The 15,499-nt window shown below is 69.9% G+C and carries 11 protein-coding genes; 8 read left to right on the top strand and 3 right to left on the bottom strand.

Translation table 11 applies throughout. The annotated features are described in order from the left end of the window. Nucleotides 1–70: 70 nt before the first annotated feature. Nucleotides 71–892 carry an amidohydrolase gene (locus HS104_25205; protein ID MBE7483260.1) on the bottom strand — a complete coding sequence of 274 codons (822 nt, stop codon included), beginning with the start codon at nucleotides 890–892 and terminating at the stop codon, nucleotides 71–73. 25 nt (nucleotides 893–917) lie between these two features. Here HS104_25205 and sthA point away from each other — a divergent pair, with 25 nt between their 5' ends. From sthA to HS104_25175, 6 genes are all read left to right on the top strand, one after another. After that, nucleotides 918–2,321 carry a Si-specific NAD(P)(+) transhydrogenase gene (gene sthA, locus HS104_25200; GenBank protein ID MBE7483259.1) on the top strand — a complete coding sequence of 468 codons (1,404 nt, stop codon included), beginning with the start codon at nucleotides 918–920 and terminating at the stop codon, nucleotides 2,319–2,321. A gap of 62 nt (nucleotides 2,322–2,383) precedes the next feature. Continuing rightward, the gene (locus HS104_25195) at nucleotides 2,384–3,811 is read left to right on the top strand and encodes a serine/threonine protein kinase (protein ID MBE7483258.1); all 1,428 of its coding nucleotides are present in this window, start codon (nucleotides 2,384–2,386) and stop codon (nucleotides 3,809–3,811) included. Beyond that, nucleotides 3,808–4,764, top strand: coding sequence for a PEGA domain-containing protein (locus tag HS104_25190; GenBank protein ID MBE7483257.1), 957 nt, complete (start codon nucleotides 3,808–3,810; stop codon nucleotides 4,762–4,764). Before HS104_25195 ends, HS104_25190 begins: the two co-directional genes overlap by 4 nt. Nucleotides 4,765–4,767: 3 nt before the next feature. Beyond that, the gene (locus HS104_25185) at nucleotides 4,768–6,486 is read left to right on the top strand and encodes a hypothetical protein (GenBank protein ID MBE7483256.1); all 1,719 of its coding nucleotides are present in this window, start codon (nucleotides 4,768–4,770) and stop codon (nucleotides 6,484–6,486) included. 7 nt (nucleotides 6,487–6,493) lie between these two features. Next, nucleotides 6,494–8,236, top strand: a complete 1,743-nt coding sequence (locus HS104_25180; GenBank protein MBE7483255.1) for a hypothetical protein — start codon at nucleotides 6,494–6,496, stop codon at nucleotides 8,234–8,236. A 337-nt stretch (nucleotides 8,237–8,573) separates the two neighbouring features. Further along, nucleotides 8,574–9,371, top strand: coding sequence for a leucine-rich repeat domain-containing protein (locus tag HS104_25175; protein ID MBE7483254.1), 798 nt, complete (start codon nucleotides 8,574–8,576; stop codon nucleotides 9,369–9,371). A gap of 1 nt (nucleotide 9,372) precedes the next feature. Here the strand turns inward: HS104_25175 and HS104_25170 are convergent, their stop codons facing one another. Together HS104_25170 and HS104_25165 are read right to left on the bottom strand one after the other, a co-directional pair. After that, the gene (locus tag HS104_25170) at nucleotides 9,373–9,903 is read right to left on the bottom strand and encodes a hypothetical protein (protein ID MBE7483253.1); all 531 of its coding nucleotides are present in this window, start codon (nucleotides 9,901–9,903) and stop codon (nucleotides 9,373–9,375) included. Nucleotides 9,904–9,996: 93 nt separating this feature from the next. Next, nucleotides 9,997–12,267, bottom strand: coding sequence for a potassium transporter Kup (locus HS104_25165; GenBank protein ID MBE7483252.1), 2,271 nt, complete (start codon nucleotides 12,265–12,267; stop codon nucleotides 9,997–9,999). Nucleotides 12,268–12,639: 372 nt separating this feature from the next. Here HS104_25165 and HS104_25160 point away from each other — a divergent pair, with 372 nt between their 5' ends. Together HS104_25160 and HS104_25155 are read left to right on the top strand one after the other, a co-directional pair. After that, nucleotides 12,640–13,497: an aminotransferase class IV gene (locus HS104_25160; GenBank protein MBE7483251.1), complete on the top strand. Its 858-nt coding sequence runs from the start codon at nucleotides 12,640–12,642 to the stop codon at nucleotides 13,495–13,497. 46 nt (nucleotides 13,498–13,543) lie between these two features. After that, nucleotides 13,544–15,496, top strand: a complete 1,953-nt coding sequence (locus tag HS104_25155) for a hypothetical protein (protein MBE7483250.1) — start codon at nucleotides 13,544–13,546, stop codon at nucleotides 15,494–15,496. Nucleotides 15,497–15,499: the final 3 nt, after the last annotated feature.

Here is a 15,499-nt window from a genome sequence, read left to right as displayed (position 1 = left end):
TTCCACAAGACGAGAACCGTGGCGTCCGTGGCGCCGTGGCGCTCATTTCTGATTTCCAAACGTCCAGCGTTCAGAGCCGGAACACCTTGACCGCGTTGTCGTTCAGGAAGGCGCGGCGCGCTTCGGCGTCCAGGCCGAGCTCGTCCAGCTGGGCCAAGCAGTCCCCCGGCAGGATCATCGGGTAGTTCGAGCCGAACAGCACCTTCTTCCGGCCGTGGCTGCGGAGGAAGGCGACGAGCTCGGGCGGGAAGCGCTTGGGCTTGTACGCGCTGGTGTCGATGTAGACGTTCTCGTACTTGGTCGCGAGCGCGATCATCTCGTTGTGCCAGGGGTAACCGATGTGACCGCCGACGATGGAGAGCTCCGGGAACTCGAGGGCGACCTCGTCCAGGTAGGGGATGGGCCGGCCCGGATCCGAGGGCGCGAGGGGGCCGGTGTGGCCGACCTGAAGACAGAACGGAATGCCGAGCTCCACGCACTCGGCGTAGAGCGGGTAGTAGCGCCGGTCGTTCGGCGGCAGGTTCCAGAGCCAGGGCAAGATGCGCAGGGCCTTCATGCCCAGTTGCTTCACCGCTCGCCGGAGCTCGCGCACGCCGTCCATGGGGCGCCCGAGGTCGACCGACGCCACGCCAGTGAACAGGTCGGGGCGCGCGCGCACCGCGTTCGCGACCTCGTCGTTGGAGATCAGCGCGCCGCCCGGACCGTGCCAAGCCGCGAGCAGCGCGTGCCGGACCCCTGCGCCCTCGAGCGCCGCGACGGTCAGCTCCAGGGGGATACTGGACGGCAGCTCCTCGGCGCCCATCCAGCGCCGGAGCGAGGCGAACATGGGGTGAGCGACGAAATCCCGGGTGGGGTGCTGAATCCAGGCGTCGACGACGGGCTCGGCGGACATGTCCCGATCGGTCTACGATGTCGGCATGGGGAGCGAAAGCGCCGAACACTTCGACCTCGTCGTCATCGGCTCCGGGCCCGCGGGCGAGAAGGGCGCGGCTCAGGCCGCGTACTTCGGCAAGCGGGTCGCGGTGGTGGAGTCCGAGCCCGAGCCGGGCGGCGCCGCCGTCCACACCGGCACCCTGCCCAGCAAGACGCTGCGCGAGACCGCGCTCTACGTGTCGGGGTACCGCGCCCGCAACCTGTACGGTGTGGCCGTCGAGCTGGCCTCCGACGCGACGGTGCCGGCGCTGATCGCCCGCAAGAACGCCATCGCGGCCCAGGCCTCGCGCACCATCCGAGAGAATCTGGCCCGGCACACCGTGACCTACGTCCGGGGCCACGGCAGCTTCGAGGACGCCAACACCGTGCTGGTGAAAGGCCCCGAAGGCTCGCGGCGGCTTCACGGCGACTTCGTGCTGATCGCCACCGGCTCGCGCCCGCACCGTCCGAGCGACATCGACTTCACCGATCCGGGCATCGACGACAGCGACGAGATCCTCGGCATCGAGAAGCTGCCGGCGTCCCTCGCCATATTGGGTGGCGGTGTGATCGGTTGCGAGTACGCCTGCATGTTCGCTGCCCTGGGCGTGAAGGTGACGCTGGTGGATGCTCGCCCCGACATCTTGCCGTTCTTGGACGCGGAAATCGTCGAGCGGCTACGCGAGGCGATGGGCAACCTGGGCATCCGCATCGTGCTCGGCCAGCGCTGGAATCGCGTCGCGCGCGAAGGCTCGGTCATCGTCGCGGATCTCGGCGCCGAGCGCCTGGAGACCGAGTACCTGCTATTCGCCGCCGGCCGCATCGGCAACACCGAGAGCCTGGGCCTGGACCGCATCGGAGTGACCCCCAACGCCCGCGGATACCTGCAGGTGGACGCGACCTACCGTACGAGCGTGCCCAACGTGCTCGCTGCGGGTGACGTGATAGGGTTCCCCGCGCTCGCCTCCGCCAGCATGGAGCAGGGCAGGGTCGCGGTCTGCAAGGCCTTCGGCTTCGACTACAAGCAGGCCGTCGCCGAGATCGTGCCCTACGGCATCTACACCATCCCCGAGGTCAGCTCGGTCGGCGAGACCGAGCAGAGCGCCCGAGTGAAGGGCATGGACGTGGTGGTGGGCCGGGCGCTCTACCGCAACAACGCCCGCGGGCAGATCACCGGAGACGTCGAGGGCATCACGAAGCTGGTCGTCGAGCGCGGCAGCCGCCGCGTGGTCGGCGTCCACGTCATCGGCGAGCGGGCCACGGAGCTGGTGCACATCGGGCAGACCGCGCTGCACTGCGACGCGCAAGTCGATCTCTTCATCGAAATGGTATTCAACTATCCGACACTGGCGGAGAGCTACAAATACGCCGCCTACGAGTGCCTGGGTGCCCTCGCCCGGTCCCCCTGACGCCTCCGTTGAAATTCCGTAGGCCACCGGACCGGCCACCGGAGTATCATTTCGAGACTTACGTGACGGAGGGATTGGGCAAGCTGCCTGTGGCCGGCGACAAGCTCGCCGGCAAGTACACGATCCTGCGGGTGATCGGCGAGGGCGGCATGGGGGTGGTCTACGAGGGTCGCCACGACCGCCTTGGCCAGCGCGTGGCCATCAAGGTCCTGCGCGAGGCCGAGCGGAAGAACCCCGAGGTCGTGGCGCGGTTCGAGCGCGAGGCGCGCCTGGCGGCGAAGCTCAAGAGCCACAACGTCGCCCGGGTCAGTGACGTCGACGTGCTCGCGGACGGCACACCGTTCTTGGTCATGGAGTACCTCGAAGGCGTCGATCTCGACTTCGAGCTCACTCAGAGAGGACGCCTGCCCCTGGCCGAGGCGGTGGGCTATGTGCTCCAGGCTTGCTCCGCCGTGGCGGAGGCGCACGCCCTCGGCATCGTTCACCGCGATCTCAAGCCGCACAACCTGTTCCTGACGGACGACGGCGACGAGCGCGTGGTCAAGCTGCTCGACTTCGGCATCTCGAAGATCACGCAAGAAGAGCCCGACTCGGTCACGCTCACCCGCTCGTCGCTCGGGACACCGCTCTACATGTCGCCGGAGCAGATCCGCTCCGCCCGGGTTGCCGACCGGCGCTCGGACGTCTGGTCGCTCGGCGTGATCCTGTACGAGCTGACGACGGGGCGCCCCCCCTTCGACGGGGACGGCCCGGCCGCGGTGATCGCGGCCATCACGGCGGACGCACCGACGAACCCGAGCGAGCTCCGGCCGGAAATGAGCCGAGGGCTCGCCGACGCCATCATGCGCGCGCTCGAGAAGGATCCCGCTCGCCGCTTTCAAACGGTGGTCGAGCTCGCGGAGGCCCTGAAGGGGTTCGGCGCCGAGGGCTCCTGGGCGCCGCCGCCCCTGCACACCTCGTCACAACCGCGCATCACCATCCCCGACCTGCCGCGCATCTCCGCGGAGGCCATCACGATGCTCGACCCGCACGCCGGGCGCGACAGCTTCCCCGATCTCGGCGAGTCGCACGCGCCCGTGGCGACCTCGGCGCGGCCGGCGCCAGAGCCCGCTGCCTCTCCTCAGCGCCGTTCGCGCGCCCTGCTGTTCGCCGCGCTGGCCGTGCTCTCCGCCGCGGGTGCGGTCGTGGCCTGGCGATTCTCCCAGACCGGCCCCGAGCTGGCTTCGAGCCCGGCGGTCGCGGCGCCACCCGTCACGGCGCCCGCGCCGGCGCAACCCGAGGCCGCCCGCGAGCGGCCGGCTGCCCCAGTCGTCACTCCAGCGAACGAAGCCCCGAGCGTCGATGCAGGCCCGCGCGCCCCCAGGCACAAGGCAGTGGTCGGTGGGGCGAGGGTCGGCGCTCCCGTGCCGAGCGCTGTACCCTCGCCCAAGCCAAGCGCGGCGCCACCGCCTCCTCCGCCTCAGAACCCCGACAACCCGCTGCACCTATGAGCCAGCTCGCCCGCCTCCTGCCGCTCGCGCTCGCGGTCTTCGTGCTGTGCACGCGCGCGCCGAGCGCCCGGGCCGACGAGAAAGTGCCCCCTGCGGAGACCGAGGGCGCTTCGGCGAAGGCTGCCGCGTTGAAGTCCCAGGGCGACGACGCCATGCAGCGCCTCGACTACGGCGCGGCGCTCGCCCTCTACGACGAAGCCTACGCGCTCGAGAAGAACCCGGCTTTGCTCTACAACCGGGGGCGCGCGCTGCAGGCGCTCCGCCGTTTCCCCGAAGCGCTGGACGCCCTGGAAGCATTCGAGCGCGAGGCGCCACCCGAGCTCCGGGCTCGGGTGCCCAAGCTCGCCGAGTTGGTCGGCGAGGTGCGCGGCAAGGTCAGCTCGCTCTCGCTGAGCGCGAACATCGCCGGTGCGCGCATCGTCGTGGGCCAACGCGTGATCGGGACCACGCCGCTCTCCGGCCCGCTGCGACTCAACGCCGGGACGGTGAGCCTGGAGGTGTCCGCGGACGGCTACCACCCGTTCAAGAAGCGAGTCGAGCTGCCCGCTGGCGGACGCGTCGAGCTCTCGGTCGAGCTGCGCTCCAAGAGCACTTCCGGCGTCCTCGAAGTCAGCTCCCCCGTGGCGGGCGCTGCCGTCTGGGTGGATGGCAGGCGCGCGGGGACGGTACCCGTGCAGTCCGTGCTCGGCGCCGGCACTCACGAGGTCGTGGTGCGACGGGAGGGCTACGAGGCGGCGACCACCACCGCCGTCGTGCGGGTGGGCGAGACCAGCCGCCTCGACGTGCCGCTCAGCGCACCGCCAGGCATCACCTCGCGCTGGTGGTTCTGGACTGGCGTCGGCGCGGTGGTCTTGGGCGGCACCGCGCTCACCATCGCCTTGCTCACCGAGCGCGATCCCGAGTCAGGAAACATCCCGCCAGGACAAGTCTCCGGACCGTTGGTCCGCTTCTGAGTCATGAAAACTCCGCGAACACCCCGTCTCCGCTGGGCGCTGATCGTGCCGGGGCTCGCGTTCGCGGCTTGTCGCGAGCCCACTCAGGTCACCTTGCACCTCAGCACCGACGCGAAGTGCGTGGACGTGCAAGGCACCAGCATCACCGTCGGCGCGCACGGCAAGACCGAAGACAAGGACCCGGCGGCGCGCACGACCGCGTGCAGCGACCCCAGCGGGACCATCGGCACGCTGGTCGTGGTCCCGAGCGGAGACAAGGACGACGAGGTGTCCGTGCGGGTCGTTACCGGGGTGGGGAAGAGCGCAGAAGCCTGCGTGAAAGACGGCTACGTCGGTGGCTGCATCGTTGCCCGCCGCACGCTGCGCTTTTTGCCGCACACTCCGGTGGACCTGCCCATCGCGATGAGCGTGGACTGCCTGGACGTGCCGTGCGAGGCCACCCAGACCTGCGTCGGGGGCAAGTGCGTGTCGAGCCAGACGCTGTGCAGCGAAGGCGGCGACTGCAAGCTGAAGCAGCCGGCGCCCGACGGGGGCGCGCCGGACACCGGGACCGGCGGGGCGGCGGGCTCCGGCGGGACCGGCGGCGCCGGTGGCGGCGGTGGCGCCGCAGGCGGCGGTGGCGCCGCAGGCGGCGGTGGCGCCGCAGGCAGCGAAGCGGGCAGCGACGCCAGCGATGCGGGCAGCGACGCGGCCGACGCGCCCAGCGACGTGAGCGTCACCTGCAGCGGTACGATGGCGGAGTGTGACGGCAACCTGGCCCAGACCTGCGAGACGGATCTCGCCACCAGCGCCGCGAGCTGCGGCAAGTGTGGGCGCAGCTGTCTCGGCGGGACGTGCACCGCGGGAACGTGCTCGCCGGTGACGTTGTACACCGCCACCACGGGCTTCCCGTCGCGCCTCGCCCTCGACGCCACCCACGTGTACTTCGTGGACTACACCGGCGGCTCGGTGCGCCGCATGCTGAAGGACGGCACCGGAATCGAGTTGCTCGCCGGGGGCAAAGAGTGCAACCGGATCGCGGTGGACGCGACCCACGTCTACTGGACGGAGGCCGTCTCGAAGCTCGTGCGCCGCGTGCCGAAGACCGGCGGCACTCCGGAGAACCTGGCCACCGGCAACAACTCGGCCATCGGCATCGCCCTCGATGGCGCGAACGTGTACTTCAGCGAGAACTCTTCGGTGGGCGCCGTGAACAAAGTGGCCAAGACCGGCGGAGCCATGGCCGCGCTTTCCACCAACGTGCCCTGGCCCCTCGAGCTCGCCCTCACCTCGACCCACGTCTACTGGACCACCTTCGAGAACAACGGCGCGATTCGCCGGGCACCGCTGGGCGGCACTACGCCGGAGGTCGTGGCGACGAACGTGACCAACAGCTTCGCCATCGCGATCGACGCCGGGAACCTGTACTTCACCGCCATCGGCGTCGGCGCCAACAAGGGCCAGATCCAGTACATTCCGCTGAGCGCCGCGCTGCCGGCGACCCCCACCACGCTGGCGAGCGCGCAGCCGAACCCCCGCGGCATGGCGGTGGATGCGACTCACGTCTACTGGACGAACGCCGACGGCCCCAGCGTCGTGAAGATCGCCAAGGATGGCAGCGACCAGCTGAAGCCCACGGTGATCGCCACCGGTGGCGTCGAGCCGCTGGGTATCGCGGTGGACGACGTGGCGGTCTACTGGGCCGACGACAAGGCCGGCACGATCAAGCGCATCGCCAAGTGAAGCTCGGATGGCCCTCATCAAGCGCCGCCCCAAGGTGCAGGTGCTGGTGCCCCGACTGGTGCACCCGGGTGAGAAGTTCGAGACGGTGTTCGAGCTCGACGTCGCCCGGCCGGTGCCCATCGAGCACTTCGACGTGGAGCTCCGGGGCCGAACCCGCGTCGCCGTGGGCGATCAGGGCTACGCGGACGCAGGTGTGCCGCTGCACCTGGCCGCGCGGCTCTCGGGCCCCACCGAGCTTCAGCCGGGCAAGCTGCGCTTCCCCTGCCGGTTCTCGCTGCCGCCGAGCGCGCCGCCGACCTTCCACGGCCGCATCGTCCGAGTCAGCTACGTGCTCGGCGCCGAGATCGCCATCCCCTGGTGGGTGGACGTGGAGCGCGCGTTCGAGCTGACGCTGGCGCCGACGCCCTACGGCGGCGGTCGCTCGCCCAAGCCTCTGCTCTACTCGAGCGCGCCGGACGGTCCCGCCGAGCGCGAGCCGCACGCCGAGGTCAGCCTCGCCGACGGCGTCGTGCAACCGGGCGAAGTGCTCCGGGGCGCCGTGGCACTCGGGAATGTGGCCTTCGCCCGCTACACCGGCATCCGCATCACGCTCACCGGCTGGGAGTACGCCCACGGTATGGAGCGGCAGGGAGAGTTCGGGGGCTGGCAGATCGACGTCCCGGTGTCCGAAGCCCGCGAGGGAGAGCCCATCGCGTTCGACCTCCGTGTTCCGGACGTTCCGCCGAGCTTCTCCAGTGAAACCTTTCGGGTGTGGTGGACCCTCGAGGTCACCGTGGCCCGACGGCTCGCCGGGGCTCTGGTGGTGTCGTTGCCGATCGTGATCTTGCCCCCCGGGGGCGGCGGCGAGGACAAGGGTGCCCTGCGCCTGATGCGTGCGCCGCCCACCGTGGGCAACGCGCGGGTGCAGCGGGTGTGGAGCGACGTCGCGACGCGAGCGGGGATGCGCCTCGAAGGAGAGCGGCTCGAGGCCCGCGCCGGCGCCGTGGACGTGGCGCTCTACCGCGACAGCGCCGAGGGCCGCCCCAGGTTGGTCGCCGAGCTCGGGTTCCCGAACCTTGGGCTGGACCTCCAGAGCGGCTCCGGCGGCGTGCTCTCGCGGCTCTGGAGCAAGGAGGGCGTCGTGATGCGCGAAGGGACCGTGTTGACCGGTCGTGACGAGATTCAGGTGCGAGCGCTGGTCGCGCTCGTCGAACCGGGGCTTCGCTTCGTCAAGGTCCGCCGCTTCGACGACGACCGACTCGTGCTCGAGCGGGCCGGCGCTGGACTCACGGTCGAGCCAGTGCTCGACCTCGCGCGCTCGGCACTCGAGCTCGCTCGCCGCGTCCCCGAGATCGCGCTCTCTCTGCCCGCTCCCGCCGGCATCGAGCTCGCGGCGTGGCAGGAGGCCGCCCGCGCGTTGTCCGGCGAGCTTCGCCCCGCCCGCCCGTCGGTCACGGGTGAGCTCGGCGGGCGGCGCGTCGAGCTCACCCAGCTCTGGGCGCCCGGAGCCGCGGCGTCCGGGGTGGAGATCGCCGTGCTCGCCAGCTCGCCCATTCCGGAGCGGTTCCACGCGGGCGTCGGCAGCTTCACCGGCGAGGCGCGGGCCATCGCCGACGAATGGGCGGATCAGGACGCGGAGCTCGCCGTGCGCGCGGACCGAATCACGCTGGTCATGCCCGGAACGCTCACCGAGGCCGAGCCGGTGCTCGCCCTGGCGGAGAGCCTCGCGAAGCTCGCGGACGCGCTCGGGCGGCGAGGCGCGTACCGCTGACTCGGCATTCGCAGTCTTGGCATGAGCAGATCGCGATCTGCCACGGAGGCCCAGACCCACGAGAACACCGGCGAACGCGCTTCGCGACGACCCTTGGAAGTCCCACCCCTCCGGGTGTTCCGCAGCGGCTCCGGAGGGGGATACCCGGAGGGCCGGAGGGGTGGGCCGGAGCACTCCCGCTATCCGGTGGGGGTTGTCGCCTGGCGATTCCTCATCGGGTCTCGAGGGAACCTCGAAGGAAGCAGGGAGGTGCGGCTATCGCGGGCCGCGAAGAAGCAGAACCCGAGGATGAAGCCGAGGTGTTGGAGCCGCTCGCTCGGGTGGTAGAGTCGCGCCCATGCTGAAGCGCGCGTATCCGGCCCTGCCCCTCCTCGGTCTTCTCGTCGTCGCCTGCGACGACGAGAAGAAACCCGAGCCGACGAAGGCGTCCGCGACCCCGGCCGCGACGGTCGCCCCGGCGCCCGCGCCGTCGGCGACGGCCGACAAGCCGAAGGAAGAGAAGAAGGCGCGACCGAAGAAGACCGCCGCCGACTGCCCCAAGGGGCCCGCCGTGGCCTTCGACGACAAGGCGGTCGAGGCGGAGGTCAGGAAGAAGATCGGCAAGGCCGACGGCGACATCACGCAGGCCGATCTCGGCAAACTGAAGAGCCTGAACATCTCTCAGGTCGAGACGCACCAGCTCGACCCCTGCGTGATGCCGCACGCCAAGAACCTGAAGGAGCTGTTCCTGGGTCCGGGGGATCTCGACGACCTGTCGCTGCTCTCCGGCATGTCGCAGCTCGAGTCGCTGCGCGCCAGCATCAACAAGGTGGCCGACCTCACGCCGCTCGAGAAGCTGACCAAGCTCGATCGGCTCGATCTCGGGCGCACACAGGTCACGAACCTCGCCCCGCTGGCCAACCTGAAGAACCTCACCGAGCTCGCGATCGACGACACACCGGTGCGCGACCTGTCGCCGATCGCGGGTCTGACGAAGCTCGAGCGGCTGAGCATCCAGCGCACTCAGGTCAAGGACTACACCCCCCTCAAGGACATGAAGGCGCTGAAGTTCCTGTACGTCGCGGGCACCCCCGAGGGCGATCTCGGCCCGATCCAGCCGCTGCGCGACAAGGGCCTCAAGGTCATCGACCAGTGAGTCAGCTCGCGGCGCCGGCGATCTCCGGCGTGCCCGCGGGTGCTCTCGCGGGCGCCCGCATGCGAGTGAGCTCCACCCACTCGTCCCACTCGGCGCCCCAGCCGGCGTAGTGGATCTTGTAGAACCCGTTCTTGACGGCGACGACCTCGGCGGGCCACCAGCTGCCGTGCCACTCGACCTCGATGCGCTGGCCGACCCGGGTGCTCTTCAGCGCCACGGCCGGCCGCCGGGGAGCGGCCGGGGCAGCCGTTCGCAGCCGCTCCGGCCCCACCCACTCGTCCCACTCGGCGCCCCAGCCGGTGTAGTGGATGCGGCTCACGTCGCCGCGGGTCTCCAGCACCTCGGCTGCCCACCACTGCCCACCCCAGAGCACCTCGACGGCGCGAGCCGTCGCGACGCGCGGCGCCACGGCGCGGGCGGGTCGGGTCGGTTTGGCCTGGAAAGCCGTCGCCGGTCGGGCGGGCTTGGATTCTGCGGCCGCAGGCAAGGCCAGGAGGAGCAGCGACAACCCGATGACCATCCGACGCAGCATGGGGACCACCTTTCCTCGAAAACGCGCGGACCCAGTCCCTCCTTACGCGCGGGACGCGCCGAAGATTTCTTCGCCCCCTGGCGGGAGCCGTGCCTACAGCTCGATCTGCGAGCCGACTTCCATCACCCGGTCCGAGGGGACGTTGAAGAAGGTCGAGGCGCGCTGGGAGTTGCGGCTCATGAAGGCGAACAGGTGCTCGCGCCAGACGGCCATGCCCTCGCGCTTGGTCGCGAGCAGGGTCTCGCGCCCCAGGAAGAACGTGGTGTGCTCGAGCGACCAGTCCTCGAGGTGCCGCTCCTCGAGCAGCTGGGGGATGTCCGGCTGCTCCATGAAGCCGTAGCGAGCGACGACGCGCCGGAAGCCTTCTGGCAGGTCCTCGACCGTCACGCGTTCGTCCGCCATCACGCGGGGCTGCTCGGTCGTCAGCACTGTGAGCAAGATCACTTGCTGGTGCACGACGCGGTTGTGCGTGAAGTTCTGCATCAAGGCGGGCGGCGTGCCGTCGGCGTTGCTGGTCATGAAGACGGCGGTCCCCGGAACGCGCGCCGGACGCTCGATGCGCATCAGCTCGAAGAAATCGCCCAGCGGGATCATCTGTTCGCGCCAGCGCTGGCCGAGGATGCCGCGCCCGTCCTTCCAGGTGGTCATCATCGCGAAGATGGTGCCGGCGATGACCAGAGGGACCCAGCCGCCGTGCGGGATCTTGACCAGCTGCGCGCCCCAGAAGCCCACGTCCACCACCAAGAGGAGCAGCGTGAGGCTGACCGCCGCGGGCGCGCTCCAGCCCCAACGATGCCGCGCCACGACGTATGCCAGGAGCGTGGTGATGACCATGGTGGTGGTGACGGCGATGCCGTAGGCCGCCGCGAGCTTCGACGAAGAGCCGAAGCCCAGGACCAGCACGATGGTCGAGATCATCAGCATCCAGTTGATGGTCGGCACGTAGATCTGGCCGATCTGCGTGGACGAGGTGTGCTTGACCTCGATGCGCGGCCAGAACCCCAGCATCATGCCCTGGCGCGTGTAGGAGAACGCGCCGGAGATCACCGCCTGAGACGCGATGATGGTGGCCATCGTCGCCAGCACCAACATCGGGTAGAGCGCCCAGCTCGGGGCCGAGCGGTAGAACGGATTCGATGCGAGCTCCGGGCTCTCCAGCAGGAGCGCTCCCTGGCCGAAGTAATTCGTGAGCAGCGCCGGTCCGACCAGGAAGATCCAGGTGACCTGGATCGGGCGGCGCCCGAAGTGTCCCATGTCGGCGTAGAGCGCCTCGCCCCCGGTGACGACCAGGAAGACGGCGCCGAGCACGAGGAACCCGGCGAGCTTGTTCTCCGCGAGGAAGCGCACCGCGTGGTGCGGGCTCAGCGCCTCCAGGACCCCGGGGTGCGCGATGATGTGGGTGGCGCCGATCACCGCGAGCACGGTGAACCAGATCAGCATGATGGGGCCGAACACGGCGCCGATGCCGGCCGTGCCGCGCTTCTGCACCATGAACAGCCCGATCAAGATCACGATCGTGGTCGGGATGACGAAGCGCTTCAGCCCCGGCGCGGCGACCTCCAGCCCCTCCACCGCGCTGAGCACGGAGATGGCAGGGGTGATCATGCCGTCGCCGTAGAGCAGCGAGGCCCCGAAGATGCCGAGCACGATCACGAGCTTCGGCCCGAGCTTGCCTTTGATGCTCGAGAGGGCCAGGGCCATCAGCGCGAGCTCGCCACCTTCGCCGCGGTTGTCCGCGCGGAGCACGTAGACCAGGTACTTGATGGTCACGACGATGAACAGGGCCCAGGCCATCAACGACAGCACGCCCAGCACGTTGCCCCGCGTCGCAGCGATGGCGTGGTCGCCGTGGAAGCACTCGCGGAAGGCGTAGAGCGGGCTCGTGCCGATGTCGCCGTAGACGACGCCGAGGGCGCCCAGCGCGAGCGGACCCAGGCGGCCGTGACCGCCCTGACCGCCATGACCGGCGGCACGGCGGCTGACCGCTCCGGGAGCCGCTGCCCTCGCGCTCCTCGCAGCGGGCTCGGGCTCGGGGGCCGGCTCGGGTTCGGGCGCAGGCTCGGGTTCGGGTTCGGGTTCGGGTTCGGGTTCGGGTTCGGGCGCAGGCTCGGGTTCGGGCGCAGGCTCGGGCTCGGGAGCACGCTCGGGCTCGGGAGCCGGCTCGGGCTCGGGCTCGGGAGCCGGCTCGGGCTCGGGCTCGGGAGCCGGCTCGGGCTCGGGCTCGGGAGCCGGATCGGGCTCGGGCTCGGGAGCGGGCTCGGGCTCGGGAGCCGGCTCGGGAGCCGGCTCGGGCTCGGGCTTGGGAGCCGCCTCGGAGACCGGTTCTGGAGGCTCTCCGTCGCTCGGAGCGGCGGGGTCTTTGATGTCGGAGTCGCTCACGGCGTACTCCAGCCCCGGGCACGAGACGCAAAACGGTGATGTCGTGTCATCTGTCGCTCCTCGACTTCCTACCGAGCGTCAGCGCGCGAGCAGCGCGCCCTGGGGTGTCGGAATCGGAGCGAGGTGCCCCGGGGATTTCTCCCTTCTCCCCGAGCCAGCCCGAAGCATTCGTGCTGGCACCCAGACCCGGCTCCCGCCGAAGGTCGGCGGGATTCGGCTGTGTGTCTCTCTCTTCGTTCTTTGGGGTCGAGAGACGCCATCGATCTACCGCCGGGCGTCACGCGGGTCAACCGCGGAGCCAGGTGCCCGATTGCGCTGGTGGAGCCCGCCGTCGCGGGGCACGCTCGCGTCACGCCCATGAGCGCTCCGACCGTTGCCTGGTTCGACGGCGCCCTCGTGCCGTTCGCCGACGCCCGCGTCCCCATCGAAGACCGCGGCTTGCAGTTCGGCGAGAGCCTGTACGAGGTCGTCGCGGTGAGCGACGGCGAGCCCCGCTTGCTCGATCAACACGCGAAACGCATGAGCGAGTCGGCGAAGCTCTTGGGCATCGAGTCGGGTGTGCCGCTGCCCGAGCGCTGGCAGGAGCTCACCCGCGAGCTGCTCCGGCGCGAACGACTCGTCGAGGCGCTGCTCTTCGCGCAGGTGACCGGAGGCACGGCGCCGCGCGCGCACCTGCCGGCGGAGCCACCCGAGCCGAGCTTCTTCGCCTACCTCCGGCCGTTCCGTTTCCCGCGCGCCGAGGAGGTCCGACGCGGCATCCGCGCCATCACGCGGCCCGACGTGCGCTGGGCGCTCTCGGATCTGAAGACCTCGATGCTCCTGCCGGCGGTGATGGCCCGACGCGAGGCGGCGGCGCGAGGCGCGGCGGAGGCGCTGTTCGTGGGAGAGGACGGCAACGTCCGCGAGGGCGCGGCGAGCAACGTGTTCCTGATCGAGCGCGATCGGCTGCTCACGCCCGCGCGTTCGCACCACCTCTTGCCGGGCTTGACCGGACCTCTGGTGGAGGGTCTGGCGAGGCGCCTGGGCCTGGAGGTCGGCGCGGCCGAAATCCCGGTCGAGCGACTGCTCCGCGCGGGCGAGGTCTTCGTGACCTCGACCACGCTCCTGGTGATGCCCGTCGTGGAGATCGACGGCCACGCCATCGGAGCCGGCTGCCCGGGGCCGCGGGGCGAGGCGCTCGGGGCGCTGCTCCGCGAGGCCTGGAAGCTCGACTGACGTTCCGGATTGACGGGTCGCCCACCCGCGAGAACTCTCGGGCGCCATGGCGGTCGAGCGGGGCGCGCGTGCGCGCCTTCGGTACAGGTGGGAAGAGTTCCTGAGCGGTGGAGCGGGCAAGCAGCTGCTCTTCCTGTTCGCGCTGACGATGCTCTTGGTCGTGCTGTTCGCAGCCATTTCGCTGGCCGCTGGGGCTGTCGGGGTCGAGATGGCCGAAGGTGGCCTGCTGGACCGCGCGTGGTTCTATTTCACTCGGGTGATCGACCCGGGGACCATGGGTGGCGACGCCGGCAATCCCAATCGGTTCGTCTCCACGCTGGCGACCGTCGCCGGTGTGGTCGTCGCGGGCCTGCTCATCTCCTCTCTGGCCGGCAACTTCCAGGAGCGGCTCGATGCCATCAAGCGCGGCATCTCGCCGGTCATCGAGCACGACCACTTCCTGATCCTCGGTTGGTCCGAGAAGGTCTTCAGCGTCATCGACCAGCTCTCGGAGGCCAACATCGAGAAGGGGCGCATCGTGGTGGTCGTGATGGCCGAGCAAGACAAGGTCGCGATGGAGGAGGCGCTGCGCGACAAGGTGCAGCACCCGAAGCGCGTCAAGCTGGTGGTCCGCTCCGGCAGCTCGGTCGCGTTGAACGACCTGGCGAAGGTCAGCTTCGAGCGCGCGCAGGCGGTGGTGGTGCTGGTGGACGACGCGCAGCGCGACCAGCCCTACCGAGCGGACGGCCGCGTGATCAAGACGCTGATGGCCCTGTACAACCACCCGGACGGGCGCGGCCGCATCGAGCAGATCAAGGTCACCGCCGAGGTCATGCTGTCCGAAAGCCGGGAAATCGCGCTGATCGCCAGCCGCGGCCGGGCTCAGGTCATCAACACCAACGAGATGATCTCCAAGGTCATCCTTCAGACTTCGCGCATCAGCGGGCTGTCCCTGATCTACGACGAGCTGTTCCGCTTCGAGGGCAACGAGGTCCACTACGCGCGCTTCCCGCAGGTCGTGGGCCGGCGCTTCGCCGACCTGTTGCTCGAGTTCCCCAACGCCTGCCTGGTCGGTGTGGGCAAGGCCGATGGCTCGGCCCACCTCCTGAACCCACCCGCTGACCACGTGATCGCGCCGGACGAGGAGCTCCTGCTCCTGGCGGAGGACGATCACATCCGCTGGCAACCCTACCAGGGGCCCCTCCGGGTGGAGCAGATCCAGATCCCGTCGCCGCCCGCGGCGGACAAACCCGTCGAGCACCTGCTGGTGCTGGGCTACAACGAGAAGCTCTTCCCCATCCTCAAGGAGTTCGACTCCTACGTGGGCCAAGGCTCGACCGTCACGCTGATCAACTCGGTTTCGCTGGAGGAGCGCGAGCGCGAGATCGCCGACAAGTGTGGCTCGCTGGGGAACATCAAGGTGCAGCACCTGGTGGGTGACTTCACCAATCGCCATGTGCTCGAGCAGGTGCGTACCGAGCGTTACCCGATGGTCATGGTGCTGGGCGACGCCTCGGGTGCGCACGGGCTGGACGAGAGCGAGGCCGCGGACACCCGGGCCATCATCGCGCTGCTCCTGCTCCGCGACTTCCGCCACCGCGCAGGGGTCCACGGTCAAGAGGTGTGCAGCGAGATCCTCGACCCCAGAAACCGCGATCTGGCGGCGACGACCGAGATCAACGACATCGTGATCAGCAACGAGATGGTGAGCATGGTGCTGGCCCAGGTCACCCACGAGCCCCGGGTTCGGCCGGTGATCGAGGATCTGTTCCAGTCCGAGGGCAGCGAGATCTACCTGAAGGACCTGACGCGCTACGTCCCGCCGGGGCAGCCGACCACGTTCGAGTACCTGACCGTGGCGGCCAAGGCCCGCGGTGAGGTGGCGCTGGGGATCCAGATCCACGTGAACGACCCCGCGCAGCGCTACGGTGTCCACCTGAACCCGTGGCAGTTCCGCCAAGCAGCCATCACGCCCAAGAAGGGCGATCGCCTGATCGTGCTGGCCGAGGACGACGGCTGAGGC

This window comes from Polyangiaceae bacterium, assembly GCA_015075635.1.
Classification (GTDB): domain Bacteria; phylum Myxococcota_A; class Polyangia; order Polyangiales; family Polyangiaceae; genus JADJKB01.
Note: the sequence above shows the minus strand (reverse complement) of the source record. Positions and strands in the feature narration are given on the sequence as shown.